Origin of the sequence: Pseudomonas sp. MG-9 (assembly GCF_018729515.1) — a bacterium.
GTDB lineage: Bacteria > Pseudomonadota > Gammaproteobacteria > Pseudomonadales > Pseudomonadaceae > Aquipseudomonas > Aquipseudomonas serboccidentalis.
Genome location: NZ_JAHHZH010000001.1, coordinates 386,417 through 404,638, shown reverse-complemented (window position 1 = coordinate 404,638; position 18,222 = coordinate 386,417). Strand labels below are relative to the sequence as shown.

Annotated in this window: 23 protein-coding genes; 18 read left to right on the top strand and 5 right to left on the bottom strand. The window is 60.8% G+C overall.

Going from position 1 to position 18,222, the window contains the following annotated elements; translation table 11 throughout:
• Positions 1-14: 14 nt before the first annotated feature.
• Positions 15-1,763 (top strand): phosphoethanolamine transferase CptA, encoded by a 1,749-nt coding sequence (locus KKQ10_RS01935; protein ID WP_127647669.1) that lies wholly within the window; start codon positions 15-17, stop codon positions 1,761-1,763.
• Between the two features lie 343 nt (positions 1,764-2,106).
• Here KKQ10_RS01935 and galU read toward each other — a convergent pair whose 3' ends face one another.
• Positions 2,107-2,946, bottom strand: a complete 840-nt coding sequence (gene galU, locus KKQ10_RS01930; RefSeq protein WP_007912230.1) for a UTP--glucose-1-phosphate uridylyltransferase GalU — start codon at positions 2,944-2,946, stop codon at positions 2,107-2,109.
• A gap of 258 nt (positions 2,947-3,204) precedes the next feature.
• Between galU and KKQ10_RS01925 the strand changes: the two genes are divergently transcribed.
• Positions 3,205-3,390, top strand: a complete 186-nt coding sequence (locus KKQ10_RS01925; RefSeq protein ID WP_007964653.1) for a hypothetical protein — start codon at positions 3,205-3,207, stop codon at positions 3,388-3,390.
• A 152-nt stretch (positions 3,391-3,542) separates the two neighbouring features.
• Positions 3,543-3,830, top strand: a complete 288-nt coding sequence (locus tag KKQ10_RS01920) for a hypothetical protein (RefSeq protein WP_003225390.1) — start codon at positions 3,543-3,545, stop codon at positions 3,828-3,830.
• A 3-nt stretch (positions 3,831-3,833) separates the two neighbouring features.
• Here KKQ10_RS01920 and KKQ10_RS01915 read toward each other — a convergent pair whose 3' ends face one another.
• Both KKQ10_RS01915 and KKQ10_RS01910 read right to left on the bottom strand, forming a co-directional pair.
• Positions 3,834-4,064, bottom strand: coding sequence for a hypothetical protein (locus KKQ10_RS01915; RefSeq protein WP_127647670.1), 231 nt, complete (start codon positions 4,062-4,064; stop codon positions 3,834-3,836).
• Between the two features lie 72 nt (positions 4,065-4,136).
• On the bottom strand, positions 4,137-4,493 hold the full coding sequence (locus tag KKQ10_RS01910; RefSeq protein WP_127647755.1) for a hypothetical protein: 357 nt from the start codon (positions 4,491-4,493) through the stop codon (positions 4,137-4,139).
• 212 nt (positions 4,494-4,705) lie between these two features.
• Here KKQ10_RS01910 and KKQ10_RS01905 point away from each other — a divergent pair, with 212 nt between their 5' ends.
• From KKQ10_RS01905 to ada, 5 genes are all read left to right on the top strand, one after another.
• Complete coding sequence (locus KKQ10_RS01905; RefSeq protein WP_024164475.1) at positions 4,706-5,008, top strand: DUF1883 domain-containing protein; 303 nt, start codon at positions 4,706-4,708, stop codon at positions 5,006-5,008.
• 31 nt (positions 5,009-5,039) lie between these two features.
• Positions 5,040-5,210 (top strand): hypothetical protein, encoded by a 171-nt coding sequence (locus KKQ10_RS01900; RefSeq protein WP_164747815.1) that lies wholly within the window; start codon positions 5,040-5,042, stop codon positions 5,208-5,210.
• A 99-nt stretch (positions 5,211-5,309) separates the two neighbouring features.
• Positions 5,310-6,014, top strand: coding sequence for a 2OG-Fe(II) oxygenase (locus KKQ10_RS01895; RefSeq protein ID WP_502941533.1), 705 nt, complete (start codon positions 5,310-5,312; stop codon positions 6,012-6,014).
• Between the two features lie 5 nt (positions 6,015-6,019).
• A complete protein-coding gene (alkB, locus tag KKQ10_RS01890; protein ID WP_127647756.1) occupies positions 6,020-6,685 on the top strand; it encodes a DNA oxidative demethylase AlkB in 666 nt (221 codons plus the stop codon).
• An 86-nt stretch (positions 6,686-6,771) separates the two neighbouring features.
• Positions 6,772-7,839, top strand: coding sequence for a bifunctional DNA-binding transcriptional regulator/O6-methylguanine-DNA methyltransferase Ada (gene ada / locus KKQ10_RS01885; protein WP_215499989.1), 1,068 nt, complete (start codon positions 6,772-6,774; stop codon positions 7,837-7,839).
• On the opposite strand, the gene KKQ10_RS01880 is transcribed toward ada, so the two are convergent.
• Positions 7,836-8,294, bottom strand: coding sequence for a GyrI-like domain-containing protein (locus KKQ10_RS01880; RefSeq protein WP_215499988.1), 459 nt, complete (start codon positions 8,292-8,294; stop codon positions 7,836-7,838). The two genes, ada and KKQ10_RS01880, sit on opposite strands and share 4 nt — an antisense overlap.
• 62 nt (positions 8,295-8,356) lie before the next feature.
• The gene (gene acuI, locus KKQ10_RS01875) at positions 8,357-9,340 is read right to left on the bottom strand and encodes an acrylyl-CoA reductase (NADPH) (protein ID WP_215499987.1); all 984 of its coding nucleotides are present in this window, start codon (positions 9,338-9,340) and stop codon (positions 8,357-8,359) included.
• A 251-nt stretch (positions 9,341-9,591) separates the two neighbouring features.
• On the opposite strand from acuI, the gene KKQ10_RS01870 reads away from it, so the two are divergent.
• From KKQ10_RS01870 to msrA, 10 genes are all read left to right on the top strand, one after another.
• Positions 9,592-10,656 carry an NAD(P)H-dependent flavin oxidoreductase gene (locus KKQ10_RS01870; protein WP_215499986.1) on the top strand — a complete coding sequence of 355 codons (1,065 nt, stop codon included), beginning with the start codon at positions 9,592-9,594 and terminating at the stop codon, positions 10,654-10,656.
• 165 nt (positions 10,657-10,821) lie between these two features.
• The gene (gene modA, locus KKQ10_RS01865) at positions 10,822-11,589 is read left to right on the top strand and encodes a molybdate ABC transporter substrate-binding protein (RefSeq protein ID WP_252191441.1); all 768 of its coding nucleotides are present in this window, start codon (positions 10,822-10,824) and stop codon (positions 11,587-11,589) included.
• Complete coding sequence (gene modB / locus KKQ10_RS01860; protein ID WP_215499985.1) at positions 11,590-12,270, top strand: molybdate ABC transporter permease subunit; 681 nt, start codon at positions 11,590-11,592, stop codon at positions 12,268-12,270. It abuts the gene before it with no gap.
• Between the two features lie 3 nt (positions 12,271-12,273).
• A complete protein-coding gene (gene modC, locus KKQ10_RS01855) occupies positions 12,274-13,353 on the top strand; it encodes a molybdenum ABC transporter ATP-binding protein (protein WP_215499984.1) in 1,080 nt (359 codons plus the stop codon).
• 73 nt (positions 13,354-13,426) lie between these two features.
• Entirely contained in the window at positions 13,427-14,455 is a 1,029-nt protein-coding gene (locus KKQ10_RS01850) for a DNA topoisomerase IB (protein WP_215499983.1), read from the top strand.
• Between the two features lie 146 nt (positions 14,456-14,601).
• Positions 14,602-16,227, top strand: coding sequence for an ABC-F family ATP-binding cassette domain-containing protein (locus tag KKQ10_RS01845; protein WP_215499982.1), 1,626 nt, complete (start codon positions 14,602-14,604; stop codon positions 16,225-16,227).
• Between the two features lie 70 nt (positions 16,228-16,297).
• Positions 16,298-16,528: a hypothetical protein gene (locus KKQ10_RS01840; RefSeq protein ID WP_127647681.1), complete on the top strand. Its 231-nt coding sequence runs from the start codon at positions 16,298-16,300 to the stop codon at positions 16,526-16,528.
• A 121-nt stretch (positions 16,529-16,649) separates the two neighbouring features.
• Positions 16,650-16,880 carry a hypothetical protein gene (locus KKQ10_RS01835; protein WP_127647682.1) on the top strand — a complete coding sequence of 77 codons (231 nt, stop codon included), beginning with the start codon at positions 16,650-16,652 and terminating at the stop codon, positions 16,878-16,880.
• Positions 16,881-16,985: 105 nt separating this feature from the next.
• Positions 16,986-17,270: a hypothetical protein gene (locus tag KKQ10_RS01830; protein ID WP_127647683.1), complete on the top strand. Its 285-nt coding sequence runs from the start codon at positions 16,986-16,988 to the stop codon at positions 17,268-17,270.
• 207 nt (positions 17,271-17,477) lie between these two features.
• On the top strand, positions 17,478-17,984 hold the full coding sequence (gene msrA, locus KKQ10_RS01825) for a peptide-methionine (S)-S-oxide reductase MsrA (protein ID WP_215499981.1): 507 nt from the start codon (positions 17,478-17,480) through the stop codon (positions 17,982-17,984).
• Positions 17,985-18,222: the final 238 nt, after the last annotated feature.

Sequence of the window (18,222 nt, the reverse complement as noted above, 5' to 3'; positions counted from 1 at the left end):
AGCTGGAGTGCTGAATGGCATTGTTCAAACGCAGCAAAACGACTGCGACAGGTTTCGACTGGGCTGGGGTTCTCTGGCTTTTCGCGTTCTTCTGGTATTTCTCGGGTATCACCCAACTGCTGATCCAGCTGACCGGCACCTCCGGTTTCAGCGGATTCCGTCAGGCCTTCGTGATGAGTGCGCTCTGGCTCGCCCCGATGCTGGCGTTTCCCAAACGTACCAAACTGCTGGCCGCACTGATCGGCGTAGTCCTGTGGGCCTGCTCGATGGCCAGCCTGGGTTATTTCTTCATCTATCAGCAGGAATTCTCGCAAAGCGTCATCTTCATCATGTTCGAGTCGAACGTCTCTGAAGCCGGCGAGTACATGACCCAATACTTTGCCTGGTGGATGATTCCGGCGTTCCTCGCCCATACCGCGTTCGCCTACTTCCTGTGGACCCGCCTGCGCCCGGTATACATGCCCCGTGGCCGCGCATTCGTTGCTGCAATCGCGATCATCATCGCCGTGGTGGGCTACCCGCTGATCAAACAGACCCAGCGCACCGGCAGTTTCGCCGGCGGCTTCGAGAAGTTCGAAGACCGCATCGAGCCTGCCGTGCCTTGGCAAATGGCCGTGGCTTACCATCGTTACCTCGACACCCTGGCCGGCATGCAGGACATGCTGCACAGCACGAGCAAAGTGCCGCCGCTGCACAACCTCAAGGCTGCCGACGCCGACAAACCTTCGACTCTGGTGCTGGTGATCGGTGAATCGACCAACCGTCAGCGTATGAGCCTGTACGGCTATCCGCGCAAGACCACGCCGGAACTGGACAAGCTCAAGGATCAGCTCGCGGTGTTCGACAACGTCATCACCCCGCGCCCTTACACCATTGAAGCGCTGCAGCAGGTCCTGACCTTCGCCGACGAAGAAAATCCGGACCTGTACCTGTCCACGCCGTCGCTGGTCAGCATGATGAAACAGGCCGGTTACAAGACGTTCTGGATCACCAACCAGCAGACCATGACCAAGCGCAACACCATGCTCACGACGTTCTCCGAACAAGCCGACGAGCAGGTATACCTGAACAACAACCGCAACCAGAACGCCGCGCAATACGATGGCGACGTGATCGAGCCGTTCAACAAGGCGTTGACCGACCCGGCACCGCGCAAGCTGATCGTCGTGCACCTGCTCGGTACTCACATGAGCTACCAGTACCGTTATCCGCCAACGTTCGACAAGTTCCAGGATCGCGATGGCGTCCCGGCCGGTGTGCGTGACGATCAGGTGCCGACCTACAACAGCTACGACAACGCCGTGCTGTACAACGATTTCGTGGTATCGAGCCTGATCAAGGACTACGCCAAGTCCGATCCGAACGGTTTCCTGCTGTATCTTTCCGACCACGGCGAAGACGTGTTCGACTCGGTCGGCCACAACACCCTGGGCCGTAACGAGAACAAGCCGACGGCGCCGATGTACACCATCCCGTTCATGGCCTGGGCCTCGCCGAAATGGCGCGAGGACCATGCCTGGAACTTCGCCGCCGATCTGCAGCGACCGTACAGCAGCTCGCACCTGATTCACACCTGGGCAGACATGGCCGGCTTGAGTTTCGATGAACTGGACCGCAGCAAGAGCCTGGTCAGCGACAGCTTCAAGCCGCGCCCGCTGCTGATCGGCAACCCGTACGAACGCGAACAACGGTCCTTGATCGACTTCAGCCTGATGAAGCCGAAGAAAGTCGACCCGGGCGCTGCGAATGTCGTGCAGCAATAACCGTGTAAAACACGCCGGCTTCAAACGTTCGCAATCGGCGTAACGCATAAAGAAAAAGCTCCGTATCGAAAGATATGGAGCTTTTTTCGTTCTGGGCGGACAGGTTGCTCGCTTGTGCAAGCCCCTGCTGTGCCGCTTGAAAGGAATCGGGACGGCAACGGCTGCTCGACCATCCCCTCCCCCTCAAACAAGCAGCCAGCGCGCTCAGAGAGCGTCACTAAATCGCGCTGCCAGGCTCAAGGGTTTTTCCTGCACAAAAGCAAACGCCCCGAACAGGTCGGGGCGTTTGTGGGTGCTGCGCAAAGGCTGTTCTCACACCCTTTGCGTTGCAGATCCGACGTTATCAGTAAGCCTTGCCAGTCTTGTAGAAGTTCTCGAAGCAGAAGTTGGTTGCTTCGATGTAGCCTTCAGCGCCACCGCAGTCAAAACGCTTGCCCTTGAACTTGTAAGCCATGACGCAGCCGTTCTGGGCCTGCTTCATCAGGGCGTCGGTGATCTGGATTTCACCACCCTTGCCCGGCTCGGTCTGTTCGATCAGGTCGAAGATGTCCGGAGTCAGGATGTAACGGCCGATGATCGCCAGGTTCGACGGCGCGTCTTCCGGCTTTGGCTTCTCGACCATGCTGTGTACGCGGTAGATGTCGTCGCGGATCATCTCGCCGGCGATCACACCGTACTTGCTGGTTTCCTGCGGGTCGACTTCTTGAATAGCGATGATCGAGCAGCGGAACTGCTTGTACAGTTTGACCATCTGGGTCAGGACGCCGTCGCCTTCGAGGTTGACGCACAGGTCGTCCGCCAGTACCACGGCGAACGGTTCGTCACCGATCAGCGGGCGACCGGTCAGGATCGCGTGGCCCAGGCCTTTCATTTCGGTCTGACGGGTGTAGGAGAACGAGCACTCGTCCAGCAGCTTGCGGATGCCGACCAGGTATTTTTCCTTGTCGGTGCCCTTGATCTGGTTTTCCAGCTCGTAGCTGATGTCGAAGTGGTCTTCCAGCGCGCGCTTGCCACGACCGGTCACAATGGAGATTTCTGTAAGGCCAGCGTCCAGAGCTTCTTCAACGCCGTACTGGATCAGTGGCTTGTTTACCACCGGCAGCATTTCTTTGGGCATGGCTTTAGTCGCTGGCAGGAAGCGAGTACCGTAACCGGCTGCTGGGAACAAGCATTTCTTGATCATATAAGTCCTTGAAAGGGCTGTGTGTACGAGTTTCGGCGCAGTCTAATCAGGCGGCGTGCACCTTACAATGCCCCGCACTGGCTAACCGATGCCAACATAGAGAAATATTCTCGCCGATAGTTCCGTTGCCATCTTCGAGCAGCGAAATCAGAGTAGCTCAAAGGCGCAGAGGCGCTGCATCACCATACGCTCATCGCCCCCCAATGTGAGCATTTGTCGGTATCATGGCGCCTTTGAACCAGCGAACGAGACAGATAGATGGCCGCGGTAAAAATCATCAACGGGTATGTGATCGACAAGAAAGACGGCAAGTGGAATCTGACCACAACCAATGGCGAACACATTGCCGGACCTTTCGACAGCGAGCAGTTGGCGACTGATGTAGCCTCGGTGTTCACCGACACCCCGGCATCGTCCAAACGCCGTGGCAAAGATCAGGACTGATCGACTGCGACACGGACCGAGCCCTGCCCCTGCGCAGGGCTTTTTAATGGCGACGCGAAAGATCCGTGCAAACAAGTGGCCAATCGCTATAACCTTTTCACTGCGGCGCTGTCAGAGCGTTTAGCCCCTCCCTCGCTGAAGACGACACACCTATGAACATGAACAGATTGCTGCCGCTGATCGCGGTATTGGCCCTCGGTGGCTGTGCCACCTCGCAAACCACCTACCTGAACAACGGCGAACAGGGCCTGACCATCGACTGCTCCGGCGAGGCCAACTCCTGGGCGACCTGCTACGAAAAAGCCGATGCCTCTTGCGCCGGCACCGGGTATCGCATTGTCGGTACCGATGGCACGCCGGCGCCGAAGGAAAGCGACAAGACCCTGGGGGTCGATGTCGGCAACTACAAAAACCGCAGCGTGGTGGTGGTCTGCAAATAGACCCTACATGTGAATCTCGGCGAATTTGATCCCGAGTCCGCGTACGACCTCGATCAGGTCGTCAAGTCGGGTGAAGGATTCGACTTCGTCGTTATCGTCCACCAGAAAATAGCTGCGCCCGGCGCTCTTCTTGAAAAACACGATCCACTCCCCCGAATTGGCCGGGTTCTGAATCACATGCGTGGCAGAAATCAGGCCTTCTGCGTGGCGCTCCCGTACTTGCTCTCGCTTCATGCGCGACTCCAGAAATGAAAATGCCGTCACAGCATGGCTGTGACGGCATTGGTGCTGATGACTATTAGTCTATCAGCCGGAAATACAGGCATTGGCGGCGTTTTGCACATCACGAGGACGAATCGGCACATTGGACATGCGCTCATGCAGCTTGATGCTGCTGCCGCCGGAGCGATCTTCGATGTCAAACACGGCGGCCGCGCCGGTGGAAAATTTCCCGGGAACAATCACTCGAACACCCTCCTTGTGCGGCTGCATCTGCAGCGCGCCACGACTGTTGGCAAGCTTGTCCGCCAGGCACTGAGCATACTCATGGGGTTTCTTGCCGGAAATCACGCTCATGGTCGGCAACGTTTCATTGATTTCGGAAACACTCGCGCAACCACCCACAGCCAATATCAACGGCAGACACACCACACCCCACTTCATACAAACACCTCCCATAAAGACCGTCGGACAGCAGTAATGCCATTTTTCTCCGAGGCTCACTCCATTAAACCCGCATCGAATCGCGAATAACTGTTTTAAATTGTCGAAGCGGCGCTCGACGGCGGGATAATAACCCGTCCGGGCTGATAAACTGCGCCAATCGCACATGCTATCGTTTTGATTTAGTAGAAAAAGCCCTTTTGGAGGCGCCCATGAAATTCATTCACCAGCGCGAGCACCTCAATGAAGACGACATCGTCGTCATCCAATGCTCGCAAACCTGCAACATTCGCCTGATGAACGACGCCAACTTCCGCGCGTTCAAAAACGGCGGACGCCACACCTACCATGGCGGCGCTTTCGACACGTTTCCTGCGCGCATCACCGCGCCGAGCACCGGTTTCTGGAACATCACCATCGACACCGTCAACCGCCGCGCCATCAGCGTCACGCGCAAACCGACCCTGACCCATTCGATCAAGATCATCCGCCGCTCCAGCTCCAAACTGAGCTGAGTCGCCCCCAACGCAAAAGGTAAGCACGACCGTGGCCCAAACGACCAAATACGTCATCAAATACAAACTCAACGGCGAGCGCCGCTTCGAGTTCGCGCAACTGGAGCAAGGCACCGTGGAAGAGGCCAAGGCGGCGCTGGACGCCATCCACGGCCAGTCTGACGACGTGATCAGCGATATCGCCGTCAGCAAAGCCCTGTAACGCAACACCCCGGATTCGACCGCAAGCGGCGGAGTGTTCTGCCGCCAGGACCTGCGCAGACTGACAGCCTCGACCAAGCGTTCAGGAGTCAGCATGTCAATGTCCCCGTCACGGCTGGATGCGCTCGATTGGGCCAGCCTCGAACAGCAACTGGATGAGCGAGGCCACGCCATCATCCGCGCGCTGCTCTCGCCCCAGACCTGTGAGCGCCTGAGTGCCCTGTATCCGCAGACCGAACCGTTTCGCTCGCAGGTCGTCATGGCCCGCCACGGTTTCGGTCGAGGGGAATACAAGTACTTTCGCTATCCCCTGCCGACGACAATCGAGCGCCTGCGCAACGCGCTGTATCCGCGCCTGGTGCCGTTGGCCAACCGCTGGTACGAACGCATGGGTTTGCCCGCAGGTTTTCCGGCGACACATGCCGAGCTTCTTCAGCGCTGCCGCGATGCCGGTCAGTTGCGGCCGACGCCGCTGTTGTTGCAGTACGGCCCTCAGGACTACAACTGCCTGCATCAGGATCTGTACGGAGAACTGGTTTTCCCACTGCAAGTGGCGATTCTTCTGTCAGCGCCGGGGCGAGACTTTACCGGCGGCGAATTCGTCCTGACCGAGCAGCGCCCGCGCATGCAATCGCGCCCGCACGTGGTGGACCTGCAACAAGGCGATGCGCTGATCTTCGCGGTGAACCAACGCCCGGTCAGAGGCACACGCGGCGACTATCGGGTGACCATGCGTCATGGCGTCAGTCGCCTGTACAGCGGAAATCGGCATACCCTAGGCATCATCTTCCACGACGCCACATGAGCAGCATGCAACCGACCACCTTCGACCTGTTCGCCGACCACGAACCCGCGCAACAACCCCGTGCCGAGCAGATCGGCGAACAGTCGTGGGTGTTGCGCGGCTTCGCCCTGCCGGTCGTCGATCAGGTGTTGCCGGCGCTGGATACCATTCTCGCCGCAGCGCCCGTACGCCACATGGTCACCCCGGGCGGCTTCAGCATGTCGGTGGGCACCAGCAGTTGCGGGGCGCTGGGCTGGATCACCGATCGCAGCGGTTATCGCTACAGCACCGTGGACCCACTGAGCGGCAGGCCTTGGCCGGCAATGCCGCAGGTGCTGTCCGAACTGGCGCAAGCCGCGGCGCAACGCGCAGGATTTGCCGACTTCAACGCAGATTCCTGCCTGATCAACCAATATGTCCCCGGGGCCAAGATGTCTTTGCATCAGGACAAAGACGAACATGCCTACGCAGCACCGATCGTTTCTCTGTCCCTGGGCTTGCCAGCGATGTTCCTGTTCGGTGGTTTTGCCCGCAGCGACAAGAGCCAGCGCATTCCCCTGCTGCATGGCGACATGGTGGTCTGGGGCGGCGTCGATCGCTTGCGTTTTCACGGCGTGCTGCCGATCAAGCCTGGCCGGCATCCAGCGCTGGGCGAACGACGGATCAACCTGACCTTTCGCGTCGCCGGATAAGCTGAAAAATTTGACCGCAAGGCGCGGAGTGTTGCCAACATCGCCGCTGGTTAACCTGAATCAAACAGGTCAACGGACTACTCGCCATGAAAAAGCTTTCGCCGATCATCAACGTTGAAACCGATCCACGCTGGGCTGCCGTCGTTGCACGGGACCCACAGGCCGACGGGCAGTTTGTCTATGCGGTGAAAACCACCGGCATCTATTGCCGCCCCAGCAGCCTCTCGCGGTTGCCCAAGCCGCAGAACGTCGAGTTCTTCGACAGCGCCGAAGCCGCCGAGGCTGCGGGTTATCGCCCGAGCAAACGCACCCGCAAGGATCAGACTGACGTCGCCGCCCAACACGCCGCGACCGTGGCGCTGGCCTGTCGGCAGATCGAAAGCTGCGAAACCGCGCCGGCGCTCAACGAACTCGCCGAAGCCGCCGGCCTCAGTCCTTTCCATTTTCACCGGGTGTTCAAGGCTGCAACCGGCCTGACGCCCAAGGGTTATGCGGCGGCGCACCGCTCGCGCAGGGTGCGTGAACGACTGGCGGACGGCGGTTCGGTGACCGCTGCGCTGTACGACGCCGGGTTCAACTCCAACAGCCGCTTTTACGAATCGGCCGACAAGGTATTGGGCATGAAACCCGGTGACTATCGCGCCGCCGGGCGCAACAACGACATACATTTTGCCGTCGGCCAATGCTCGCTCGGGGCGATTCTGGTGGCACAGAGTGAGCGCGGCGTATGCGCGATTCTGTTGGGCGACGATCCGCATCAACTGGTGTGCGATCTGCAGGATCAGTTTCGCCAGGCCAACTTGATTGGCGCCGACGCCGGGTTCGAACAGTTGATCGCCAAAGTGGTGGGCTTCATCGAGGCGCCCGCGCTGGGTCTCGACTTGCCACTGGACGTGCGCGGCACCGCGTTTCAGGAGCGGGTGTGGCAAGCGCTGCGGGAAATCCCGGCTGGCCGCACCGCAAGCTACGCCGAGATCGCCCAACGCATCGGCGCGCCGACCTCCATGCGCGCCGTGGCGCAGGCGTGCGGCGCCAACCGTCTGGCGGTGGCGATTCCGTGCCATCGCGTGGTGCGCAGCGATGGCAATCTCTCGGGGTATCGCTGGGGCGTGGAGCGCAAGCGCCAGTTGCTGGAACGTGAAACCCAGCCTTAGCGAATGCCGATATGGACCGACACAGACTCGGGGCCGGTATAGGCCTCGAAGTCGGTGGCGTAGCGGCGCTGAATCTGCGGGTTGGCTTCAAAGAATGTCCAGATCCGCCCCCAGGTTGCAATGACCGCCTCAGGCAACGTGCCCTGCGCTTCGAACACCAGGTACTCGCCCGCTTCGATCTGCACCGCTTCGTAACCTTTTCCCCGCGCATTCACCGCAACACCCGCGGTGACATCGAACGCCCCCGAGGCATCGGACTCGTACGCCGAATACACACCATAAATCGCTGAGCCAGGGATCTTGCCGGGAATGCTCTCGGCTTGTTCTTCGCTGAAAAACTGGCCCCACATCGGACCGATCTTCGCGGTCGCGGCTTGGTGCTCCGCGGCATTGGTGGTACGCACGCGCAGGCCGGCCACGGTGAAAGCGTCGATTGGCTGTCGTTTCAAGTCCATCGAAAATACCGCTCCCTGTCATAGAAGTGCGGCCACGATGGGCCGCAATGGCACTCACTGTGTCAGCGATTGACGTCGACCACAACCCTGCCGCGCAGCTGTCCGGCGAGCAGTTTCGGCGCCGCGTCGATGGCTTCGCTCAGGGCGATTTCGTGGCTGATCAAGGGCAACAACGCGAAGTCCAGGTCCTTGGCCAGACGCTCCCAGGCCTCTATCCGCCGTGCCTTGGGTTGGGTCACGCTGTTGATCCCGGCCAGGGTCACGCCGCGCAGAATGAACGGCGCCACCGATGCCGGGAAATCCATGCCCTGAGCCAGACCGCAGGCCGCTACGGTCCCTTCGGCACGGGTACTGGCGCAGGCGTTGGCCAGCGTGTGACTGCCGACCGAATCGATCACGCCGGCCCAGCGTTCCTTGGCCAGCGGCTTGCCCGGCTCTGACAGGGTGGCGCGATCGATGATTTCGCTGGCGCCCAGTTGCTTCAGGTACTCATGCTCGGACACCCGGCCGGTGGACGCCACCACGCGATAGCCCAGCTTGCTGAGCAGCGCGATGGCGAAACTGCCCACCCCGCCATTGGCGCCGGTCACCAGCACTTCGCCTTGATCGGCGGTGACGCCGTTACGCTCCAGCGCCAGAATGCACAGCATCGCCGTGTAGCCGGCGGTGCCGATGGCCATTGCTTGCGCGGCAGTAAAGGCCTTGGGCAAAGGAATCAGCCAGTCGCCATTGAGCCGCGCCTTTTGCGCCAACCCGCCCCAGTGACTCTCGCCCACGCCCCAGCCATTGAGCAGCACCTGGTCACCGGCCTTGTAGTCGGGATGCGAGCTGACCTCGACCGTGCCCGCCAGGTCGATCCCCGGCACCATCGGAAACTTGCGCACCACCGGACTGCTGCCGGTAATCGCCAGACCGTCCTTGAAGTTCAGCGTGCTGTACGCGACCTTCACCGTCACGTTGCCTTCAGGTAACTGCGCTTCGCTGATCGGCTGCAGGCTGGCGTGGTAACCGTTGTCGTCTTTGTCGATCAAAATGCCGTTGAACATGGCTGCCTCTCACTCAATGGATTCAAATCCTCGCGCCTTGAAATAACACAAAGCAACACATTGCCCCACCCGACTTTGCGCCAACTCGCACATCCGCCAGGTAATTGTGAAGCGGGGGCGGTCCCCACTGACGCTGACGGCGGGCGACTGTCCATGCGCGGAAAAATCGGGCTGGCCCTGGGTCCGGTTTTACTGTTAAAAAACCGGCTCTGCCGTCCCTGCCCCGTTTCATCGTTCGGAGAACCGCTTCCATGAGTCAATGGCCTGACACCCGCATCCTTGACCTGCTTGGCATCGAATTGCCGATCATCCAGGCCCCCATGGCCGGCGCCACGACCTCAGCCATGGTGATCGCCGTGTGCAACGCGGGCGGGTTGGGTTCGATGCCGGCGGCGATGCTGAGCACCGAGCAACTGCGCGAAGAACTGAAGACCATTCGTGAACAGACCCGCAAACCGTTCAACGTCAATTTCTTCTGCCATCAGCCACCAGCCGCCGATGAACAACGCGCGCGGGACTGGAAGGATCTGCTGGAACCGTACTACCACGAACTGGGCGTCGACTTCGATGCGCCGACACCGGTTTCCAACCGCGCGCCATTCGATGCGGCGGCGTGCGCCGTGCTGGAAGAATTTCGCCCGCCAGTGGTGAGTTTTCACTTCGGCCTGCCGGAGAAATCCCTGCTGGATCGGGTCAAGGCCACTGGCGCGAAAATCCTCTCGTCTGCCACCACCGTCGATGAAGCAGTGTGGCTTGAGCAGAATGGTTGCGATGCAATTATCGCCATGGGTTACGAGGCTGGCGGGCACCGCGGGATGTTTCTCAGCGATGACTTGAGCAGTCAGGTCGGCACCTTTGCCCTGGTGCCGCAGATCGCCGATGCGGTCAACGTGCCGGTGATTGCTGCCGGCGCGATTGCCGATGCCCGGGGGGTGGCGGCGGCATTGATGCTCGGTGCATCGGCGGTGCAGGTCGGCACCGCGTATCTGTTCACGCCAGAAGCGAAAGTCAGCGCCTCCCATCGCCAGGCGCTTCGCAGCGCCAAGGCAAGCGAAACCGCCGTGACCAACCTGTTCACCGGGCGCCCGGCTCGGGGCATTCTCAATCGGGTGATGCGCGAAATTGGGCCGATGTCGGACAAAGCTCCGGCGTTCCCGCTGGCCGGTGGCGCATTGATGCCGTTGCGCGCCAAAAGCGAAGCGCAGTTCAGTAACCTCTGGGCCGGTCAGGCATTTCCACTGGGCAAGGAACTGGACAGCGCCGAACTGACCCGGCAACTGGCGGAAGGCGCCCTGGCAAAACGGGTCCGCCGCTGATCTGCCACAGGGCGAGGCATGGCACAGCCTCACCCTGTCTTCGTCAGCACTTCCTGTTTAGCGGCATTTCGCTATATATTTCGCTATATAGCGTTAACTCTCGTATCGGGCAGTCCACTTCCAGCAATAACTGCCTTCTGCACTCGCCAATAATGGAGCTGTTACATGACCATTCGTGCCTCACGTTTTGCCCCCACCTGCCTGGCCTCTTTGCTGGCAGTGTTTACCTTGGGTGCCGCTCAGGCTGATGAAGTACAAGTGGCGGTTGCCGCTAACTTCAGCGCTCCGATCCAGGCGATTGCAGCTGATTTCGAGAAAGACACCGGGCACAAACTGGTCGCCGCCTACGGAGCCACCGGCCAGTTCTACACCCAGATCAAGAACGGCGCGCCGTTCGAAGTGTTCCTCTCGGCTGACGACACCACCCCGCAAAAACTGGAAAAAGAAGGCGACACCGTCAAAGGCTCGCGCTTCACCTACGCCATCGGCACCCTGGCCCTGTGGTCGGCGAAAGAAGGTTATATCGATGCCAAAGGTGACGTGCTGAAGAAGAACGAATACCAGCACCTGTCGATCGCCAACCCGAAAGCCGCGCCGTACGGTCTGGCCGCCACTCAGGTGCTGGAAAAACTCAAGCTGACGGAAGCGACCAAAGCCAAGATCGTCGAAGGCCAGAACATCACCCAGGCGTACCAGTTCGTGTCCACCGGCAACGCCGAACTGGGCTTCGTTGCGCTGTCGCAGATCTACAAGGACGGCAAGGTCACCGGCGGTTCGGCGTGGATCGTTCCAGCCAGCCTGCACGACCCGATCAAACAAGACGCGGTGATTCTGAACAAAGGCAAGGACAGCGCCGCCGCCAAAGCACTGGTTGAGTACCTCAAAGACCCGAAAGCCGCTGCGGTCATCAAGTCCTACGGCTACCAACGCTAAATGTCGCTCTCGAGTGCCGACTTCGCGGCGATCTGGCTGACCCTGAAACTGGCGTCCCTGACCACCGCCATCTTGCTGGTCGTCGGCACGCCGATTGCCTTGTGGCTGTCGCGAAGCCGTTCGTGGCTGCGCGGGCCGATCGGGGCAATCGTCGCCCTGCCCCTGGTGCTGCCACCGACCGTGATCGGTTTCTATCTGCTGCTGATGATGGGCCCCAATGGCGTTCTCGGGCAGTTCACCCAGTGGCTGGGCCTGGGCACCCTGACGTTCAGCTTCACCGGGCTGGTGATCGGCTCGGTAATCTATTCCATGCCGTTTGTGGTGCAACCGTTGCAAAACGCGTTCTCCGCGATCGGCACCCGCCCGCTGGAAGTAGCTGCAACCTTGCGCGCCAATCCGTGGGACACTTTTTTCAGCGTGATACTGCCGCTGGCGCGCCCCGGTTTTGTCACAGCGGCGATCCTCGGTTTCGCGCACACCGTCGGCGAATTCGGTGTGGTGCTGATGATCGGCGGCAATATTCCCGACAAGACCCGGGTGGTCTCGGTGCAGATCTACGACCATGTCGAGGCCATGGAATACGCCCAGGCCCACTGGCTGGCCGGGGCCATGCTGGTGTTTTCGTTTCTGGTGTTGCTGGTGCTGTACTCCAGCCGCAAGACTCGCGCGGGCTGGAGCTGATCAATGATTGATGCACGTATGAACATCACTTATCCGGGGTTCAGCCTGGATGTCGACTTGCACTTGCCGGGGCGTGGCGTGACCGCGCTGTATGGTCATTCCGGCTCGGGCAAAACCACCTGTTTGCGTTGCATCGCCGGCCTTGAACGCGCCCAGCAGGGTTTTATCCGGGTCAACGACGAAGTCTGGCAGGACAGCGAACGACGGATTTTTGTCCCGCCGCACAAACGTGCGCTGGGTTTTGTGTTCCAGGAGGCCAGCCTGTTTGCGCACCTGTCGGTGCTGGCCAACCTGCAGTTCGGCCTCAAACGCATCGCCAAGGCCCAGCGTCGGGTCGACATGGCGCAAGCCACCGAACTACTGGGGATCGGCCATTTGCTGGAGCGTCATCCGCAGCATCTGTCCGGCGGCGAACGCCAGCGAGTCGGTATCGCCCGGGCACTGTTGACCAGCCCCAGGCTGCTGCTGATGGATGAGCCATTGGCCGCCCTCGACAGCCAGCGCAAAAACGAAATCCTGCCGTACCTGCAGCGACTGCACGATGAGCTGGACATTCCAGTGCTGTATGTCAGCCACGCTCAGGATGAAGTCGCTCGGCTGGCCGATCATCTGGTGTTGCTCAGCGACGGCAAGGCCTTGGCCAGCGGCCCGATTGGCGAAACCCTCGCGCGCCTTGACCTGCCAATGGCGATGGGCGACGACGCCGGGGTGATCATCGAAGGCCAGGTCAGTGCCTACGACGCCGATTATCAGTTGCTCAGCCTGCAACTGCCGGCCACTGAAATGAACCTGCGCGTGACGCACGCGCCGATGGTCGTCGGTCAGACCCTGCGCGCCAAGGTGCACGCCCGCGACATCAGCCTGAGTCAGCACAACAGCGAGGCCAGCAGCATCCTCAATCGGCTGCCGGTCACCGTGGTCAGCGAGCAGCCGGCGGACAACACCGCGCATGTGCTGATTCGACTGGACGCCGGTGGCACGCCGCTGTTGGCGCGGATCACACGTTTCTCCCGGGATCAGCTCGGTATCCACCCGGGCCAGCATTTGTGGGCGCAGATCAAGGCCGTCGCCGTCCTGGCCTGAACCCGTTGGCACGACGGCAACGGCGCGCGGTCAATCGCTGTAACAAAGCGATTGACCGCCAAGGACCTCCGCCATGCCAGACACTGCGCCAGCCGACGTGCTCCCACCCGATCTGCATTACGTCGATGACACCCAACCCGGCCTCACCCGCAAAAAACTGCGCGGTAAATTCGCCTATTTCGATCCGGCCGGCCAGCGCATCACCGACCCCGACGAGGTCAAGCGGATCAACTCATTGGCGGTGCCACCGGCCTACACCGACGTATGGATCTGCGCCGACCCGCGCGGTCATTTGCAAGCCACCGGCCGCGATGCCCGGGGCCGCAAGCAGTATCGATATCACCCGCGCTGGCGGGAGGTGCGCGACGCCGATAAATACTCGCGCCTGCGGGAATTCGGCCTGGCGCTGCCAAAGTTGCGCAAACAGCTCGAAACCCTGCTGGCCGCACCGGGCTTCAGCCGCGACAAGGTCATGGCCACTGTCATCACGCTGCTCGACGCCACGCTGATCCGCGTCGGCAACAGTCAGTACGCGCGGGACAACCGCTCCTACGGCCTGACCACCCTGCGCAGCCGGCATGTCGAGGTCAACGGCAGCGCGATCCTGTTCCAGTTCCGCGGCAAGAGCGGCATCGAGCATCAGATCACCGTCAAGGACCGGCGCCTGGCGCGAATCATCAAGCGTTGCCTGGAGATTCCCGGGCAGAATCTGTTCCAGTACCTGGACGAAAAAGGCGAGCGACACACCATCAGCTCGCACGACGTCAACGCCTACCTGCAAACCCTCACCGGCGCCGACTTCACCGCCAAGGATTACCGCACCTGGGCCGGCAGCGCGCTGGCCCTGGCGGTGTTGCGCGAGCTGCAATGGGAATCGGAAGCCGAGGCCAAACGGCATGTGGTCGACATGGTCAAGAACGTGGCCAAACAGCTGGGCAACACTCCGGCGGTGTGCCGCAAGTGCTACATCCATCCGGCAGTGGTCGAGCGTTTCATGCTGGGTGCGCTGGCCGAACTGCCACGCCCGCGAGTGCGCAAGGGCCTGCGTTCCGAGGAGGTGGCACTGGCGATGTTTCTGGAGCAAATGATGGAGACGCCTTGATCGAGGCGGACAGCTGATCTAGGCTAGCCACCTTTCCCCTCTTCAGGACAACCGCAGACAGTGAACAATCCAGCCTTCTGAAAATGTAATCGCGGCACGCGCTGAATCGCGCCTGTCACTGTTCACGACATTTTTCGGAGGTGCCGATGACTCACGTCTCGCGTACGCCTGCCCTCGTCTCCCTGAATCAAACAGCTTTTCGGTTCGCCAATGGCGAGACGATTTTCAGCGACCTGAATCTGCAATTCGATCACCTGCACACCGCGATCGTCGGGCGCAATGGCGTCGGTAAAAGTGTGCTGGCCCGGCTGATTGCCGGGCGCTTGCAACCCACTGCCGGCAGCGTCACTTGTGCGGTCACCGTGGCCTATGTGGCGCAAACCTTCATCGTCGAACCGGGGCAGACCGTGGCCGACGCCACCGGCACCGCTGCCGCCCTTCGCGCACTGCAACGCCTGCAGCGGGGCGAGGCATCGGAGGAAGATTTCGACACCCTTGGCGAACGCTGGGATCTGCCCGAACGTCTGCGCCAATGGCTGGATGACGCCGGCCTGCCGGACATTGCCCCCTCGGATCTGACTCAGTCGCTGAGCGGCGGCCAACAAGCCCGACTGGCGCTGATCGACGCCTTCCTGAGTCCGGCGCGCCTGCTGGTGCTGGATGAGCCGACCAATCATCTGGACGCCGCCGGCCGGCGCTGGCTGATGAGTGAGCTGCAACGCTGGCGCGGCGAATTGATCGTCGTCAGCCATGACCGGCAATTGCTTGAGCGCATGCAGCGTATCGTCGAGCTGACGCCATTGGGCGTCACGGTGTTCGGTGGCAACTTTTCCACGTATCAGCAGCAGCGGCAGATCCATCAGGCGGCGGCGCAAGCGACGCTCGATCAAAGCCGAACCGAACGCCGCCGGGAACAGCAGCGCCTGAAAAGCGAGCACGACACCATTCAGCGCCATGCCGCCCGCTCCTTGCGCAACGCGAAAACCGCCAATGTCTCGGGCTTGGAACGCGCCAGCCTCAAAGGCGCCGCACGGCAGATCATGGGGCATGTGCGTCATGGTCATCAGCAGCGCAAGTCGGAACTCGACGCACGGGTGCGTGACGCCTACGCCAAGGTGCTCCCGGACGATGCAGTGATGATGAACCTGCCCGGCAGCGCAGTGCCCACGTCGCGCAATATCTGCACCTTGATCGACGTGCGCCTGCCATGGCTGCGCACGCAGGCGCTCAACCTGACGCTGAGCGGCCCCGTGCGCGTTGCGGTCAATGGTCCCAATGGCTGCGGCAAATCGACCTTGCTCCGACTGCTCGCCGGCGAACTGCGCCCCGTCAGCGGCGAATGCACCACCCATGTTCCGGTGGCCTATCTGGACCAGCAGCTAAAATTGCTGGACGACCACCTCAGCGTCATCGACCAACTGATTGCGCTACAGAGTCCGTTGAGTGAAAGCGAATTGCGCAGCCATCTGGCGCACCTGCAACTGGACGCGCAACGGGTCACCCGACCGAGCGCATCACTGAGCGGTGGCGAACGCTTGAAAGCAGCGCTGGCGGTGGCGTTGTGGCGCCAGACGCCCGCGCAATTGTTGCTGCTTGATGAGCCGAGCAATCATCTGGACCTGGCTTCGGTACAGGCTTTCGAACAGGCATTGCAGACGTTTCCCGGGGCGATTGTCGCGGTTTCCCACGACCCGGACTTTCTGCAGGCCTTGAAACCGACGCATCGCCTGGATTGGCATCATGGGGATTGGCGGTTGCAACCGACGAACTGACTGTCTATTTTTTGCACGATTGGCCAAGGCTTCTATAGTTGATCTGACACCTATTCGCTGTGGTGACGCCATGGAAGACATTTTTGTCGTGAAGCGCTGCAACAAGATCATCATTCACGGTCGCCGCGCCGGAGAAAGCCTGCAGGAACCCGCCGAGGCCAGCAGTTGGTATCGAATCAACGACACCCGCACTGGTGGCTTCATCGGTGATGGCTACGACCTTGAGGAAGAGGCCCGACGCGAATGTCGCCGGCTCAATGCCGCCAGCACGCCACTGCCGGCACGCCAGTCCAGCGGCTGATACAAGGGCAGGCCGGGTCTATACTCAATTCAGCTGACGGACCAGCGCCCCAACGGCGCAGTGCTCGCAGCCCGCGGGCTTCTTGCTGCCTCTCAACGGTTTGTCTGAACGGAGGTGTTCCATGTCCGAAAAAGAGTCCATCACCACCCTCCTCACCCTGCTCGACTCCCGTCAGGCGCGCCTTGCTGCGGCCTGCAAGGAGATCGCCGACTGGGTCGATCACCAAGGCGGGCACCCGACCGCCCTGCGCATCCGTGATCGCCTGAACGACATCGAAAAAGACACGCCGCTGATCCGCAGCACCCTGTCTGCGCTGCAACCGGTCGAACGGCCACTGCCTCGTTTCAGATGATTGCAGCGATAAACGACAGTCAGCCGGCGTACCACCTGGCCGATGCACCGAACGCCCCGGGTCGTGGGAGGTCATAACCTGTACACGTCACCCAGGAGAGGGTTCATGGTTATCCATTTCAAAACAGACGGACATCTGGCTTGTGGTCACAAGGGCAGCAACCTTGCCTCGAGCCAGGAACTCAACCGCGTCAAATGCCGCAGCTGCCGCAACACCGAAGCCTATAAAGAAGCGCGCAAGACCCAGCGCAACGCCGCACGCCGCGTCGCTCGCCATGCCAAAGCCGATCACGGTGCCTCGAACTGGCGCTCGGAATGGATCGAACGATTGACCGCACTGGCTGGGCCGCAGCGCCTGCCACGGGGCTTTTACGGGCAGGCGTTTGTCTAGAGTCGTCACAGACAGTTCAACACCGTTTTTTACAGTCACCCGAGCCTGAACTGAGCCGGACTCCCAGTCAGCCCCCTTGAAGCCCTGGTCTAAACCGCCGGGGCTTTTATGTCTGGAGACGCTGGATCGTCTGGGCAGCCTTGGAATTGGCCGACGCGCCCTCATAACACTGGCTATACCCACTGTCACCGAGAGGAAGCACAGATCATGACCGGACAAACCGAAACCGCCATTCTCGCCGGCGGCTGCTTCTGGGGCATGCAAGACCTGCTGCGACGCTATCCCGGCGTGCGGCACACCCGAGTCGGCTACAGCGGCGGTGATGTACCGAATGCCACCTACCGCAATCACGGCAACCACGCCGAAGCCATCGAGATCGTCTTTGATCCGGCCGTGATCAGCTACCGGCAGATCCTCGAATTCTTCTTCCAGATCCACGACCCGAGCACGCCCAACCGTCAAGGCAATGACCGTGGCCCCAGCTATCGTTCGGCAATCTATTACCTCAACGAGCAGCAACGCGACATCGCCGAAGACACCGCTGCCGACGTTGACGCTTCCGGTCTGTGGCCGGGCCGTGTGGTCACCGAAATCGCACCGGCCGGGCCATTCTGGGAAGCGGAACCTGAGCACCAGGACTACCTGGAGCGGATCCCGAATGGCTACACCTGCCATTTCATTCGCCCGAACTGGAAGCTGCCGAAGCGCGGCTGATAAAGCACTTCACGCGCGGCGTTGGCCTCAATCAAAGGCCAGCGCCGAACGTCTCCGATTTACCGCATTTACACCATCCTCCTGTATCGCAAAAAGATCCCCGGATGACTGCGCAGACCCTGCTTGCGCACATCCTGAATCGATCATTTTGGCCAGCCCGCCGTAGCACAGTTCAAGCGCTAAAAGATGAACATACGTTCATCGCAAGCATGGCTCAATGCGTCTAGCCTGCGGGTTC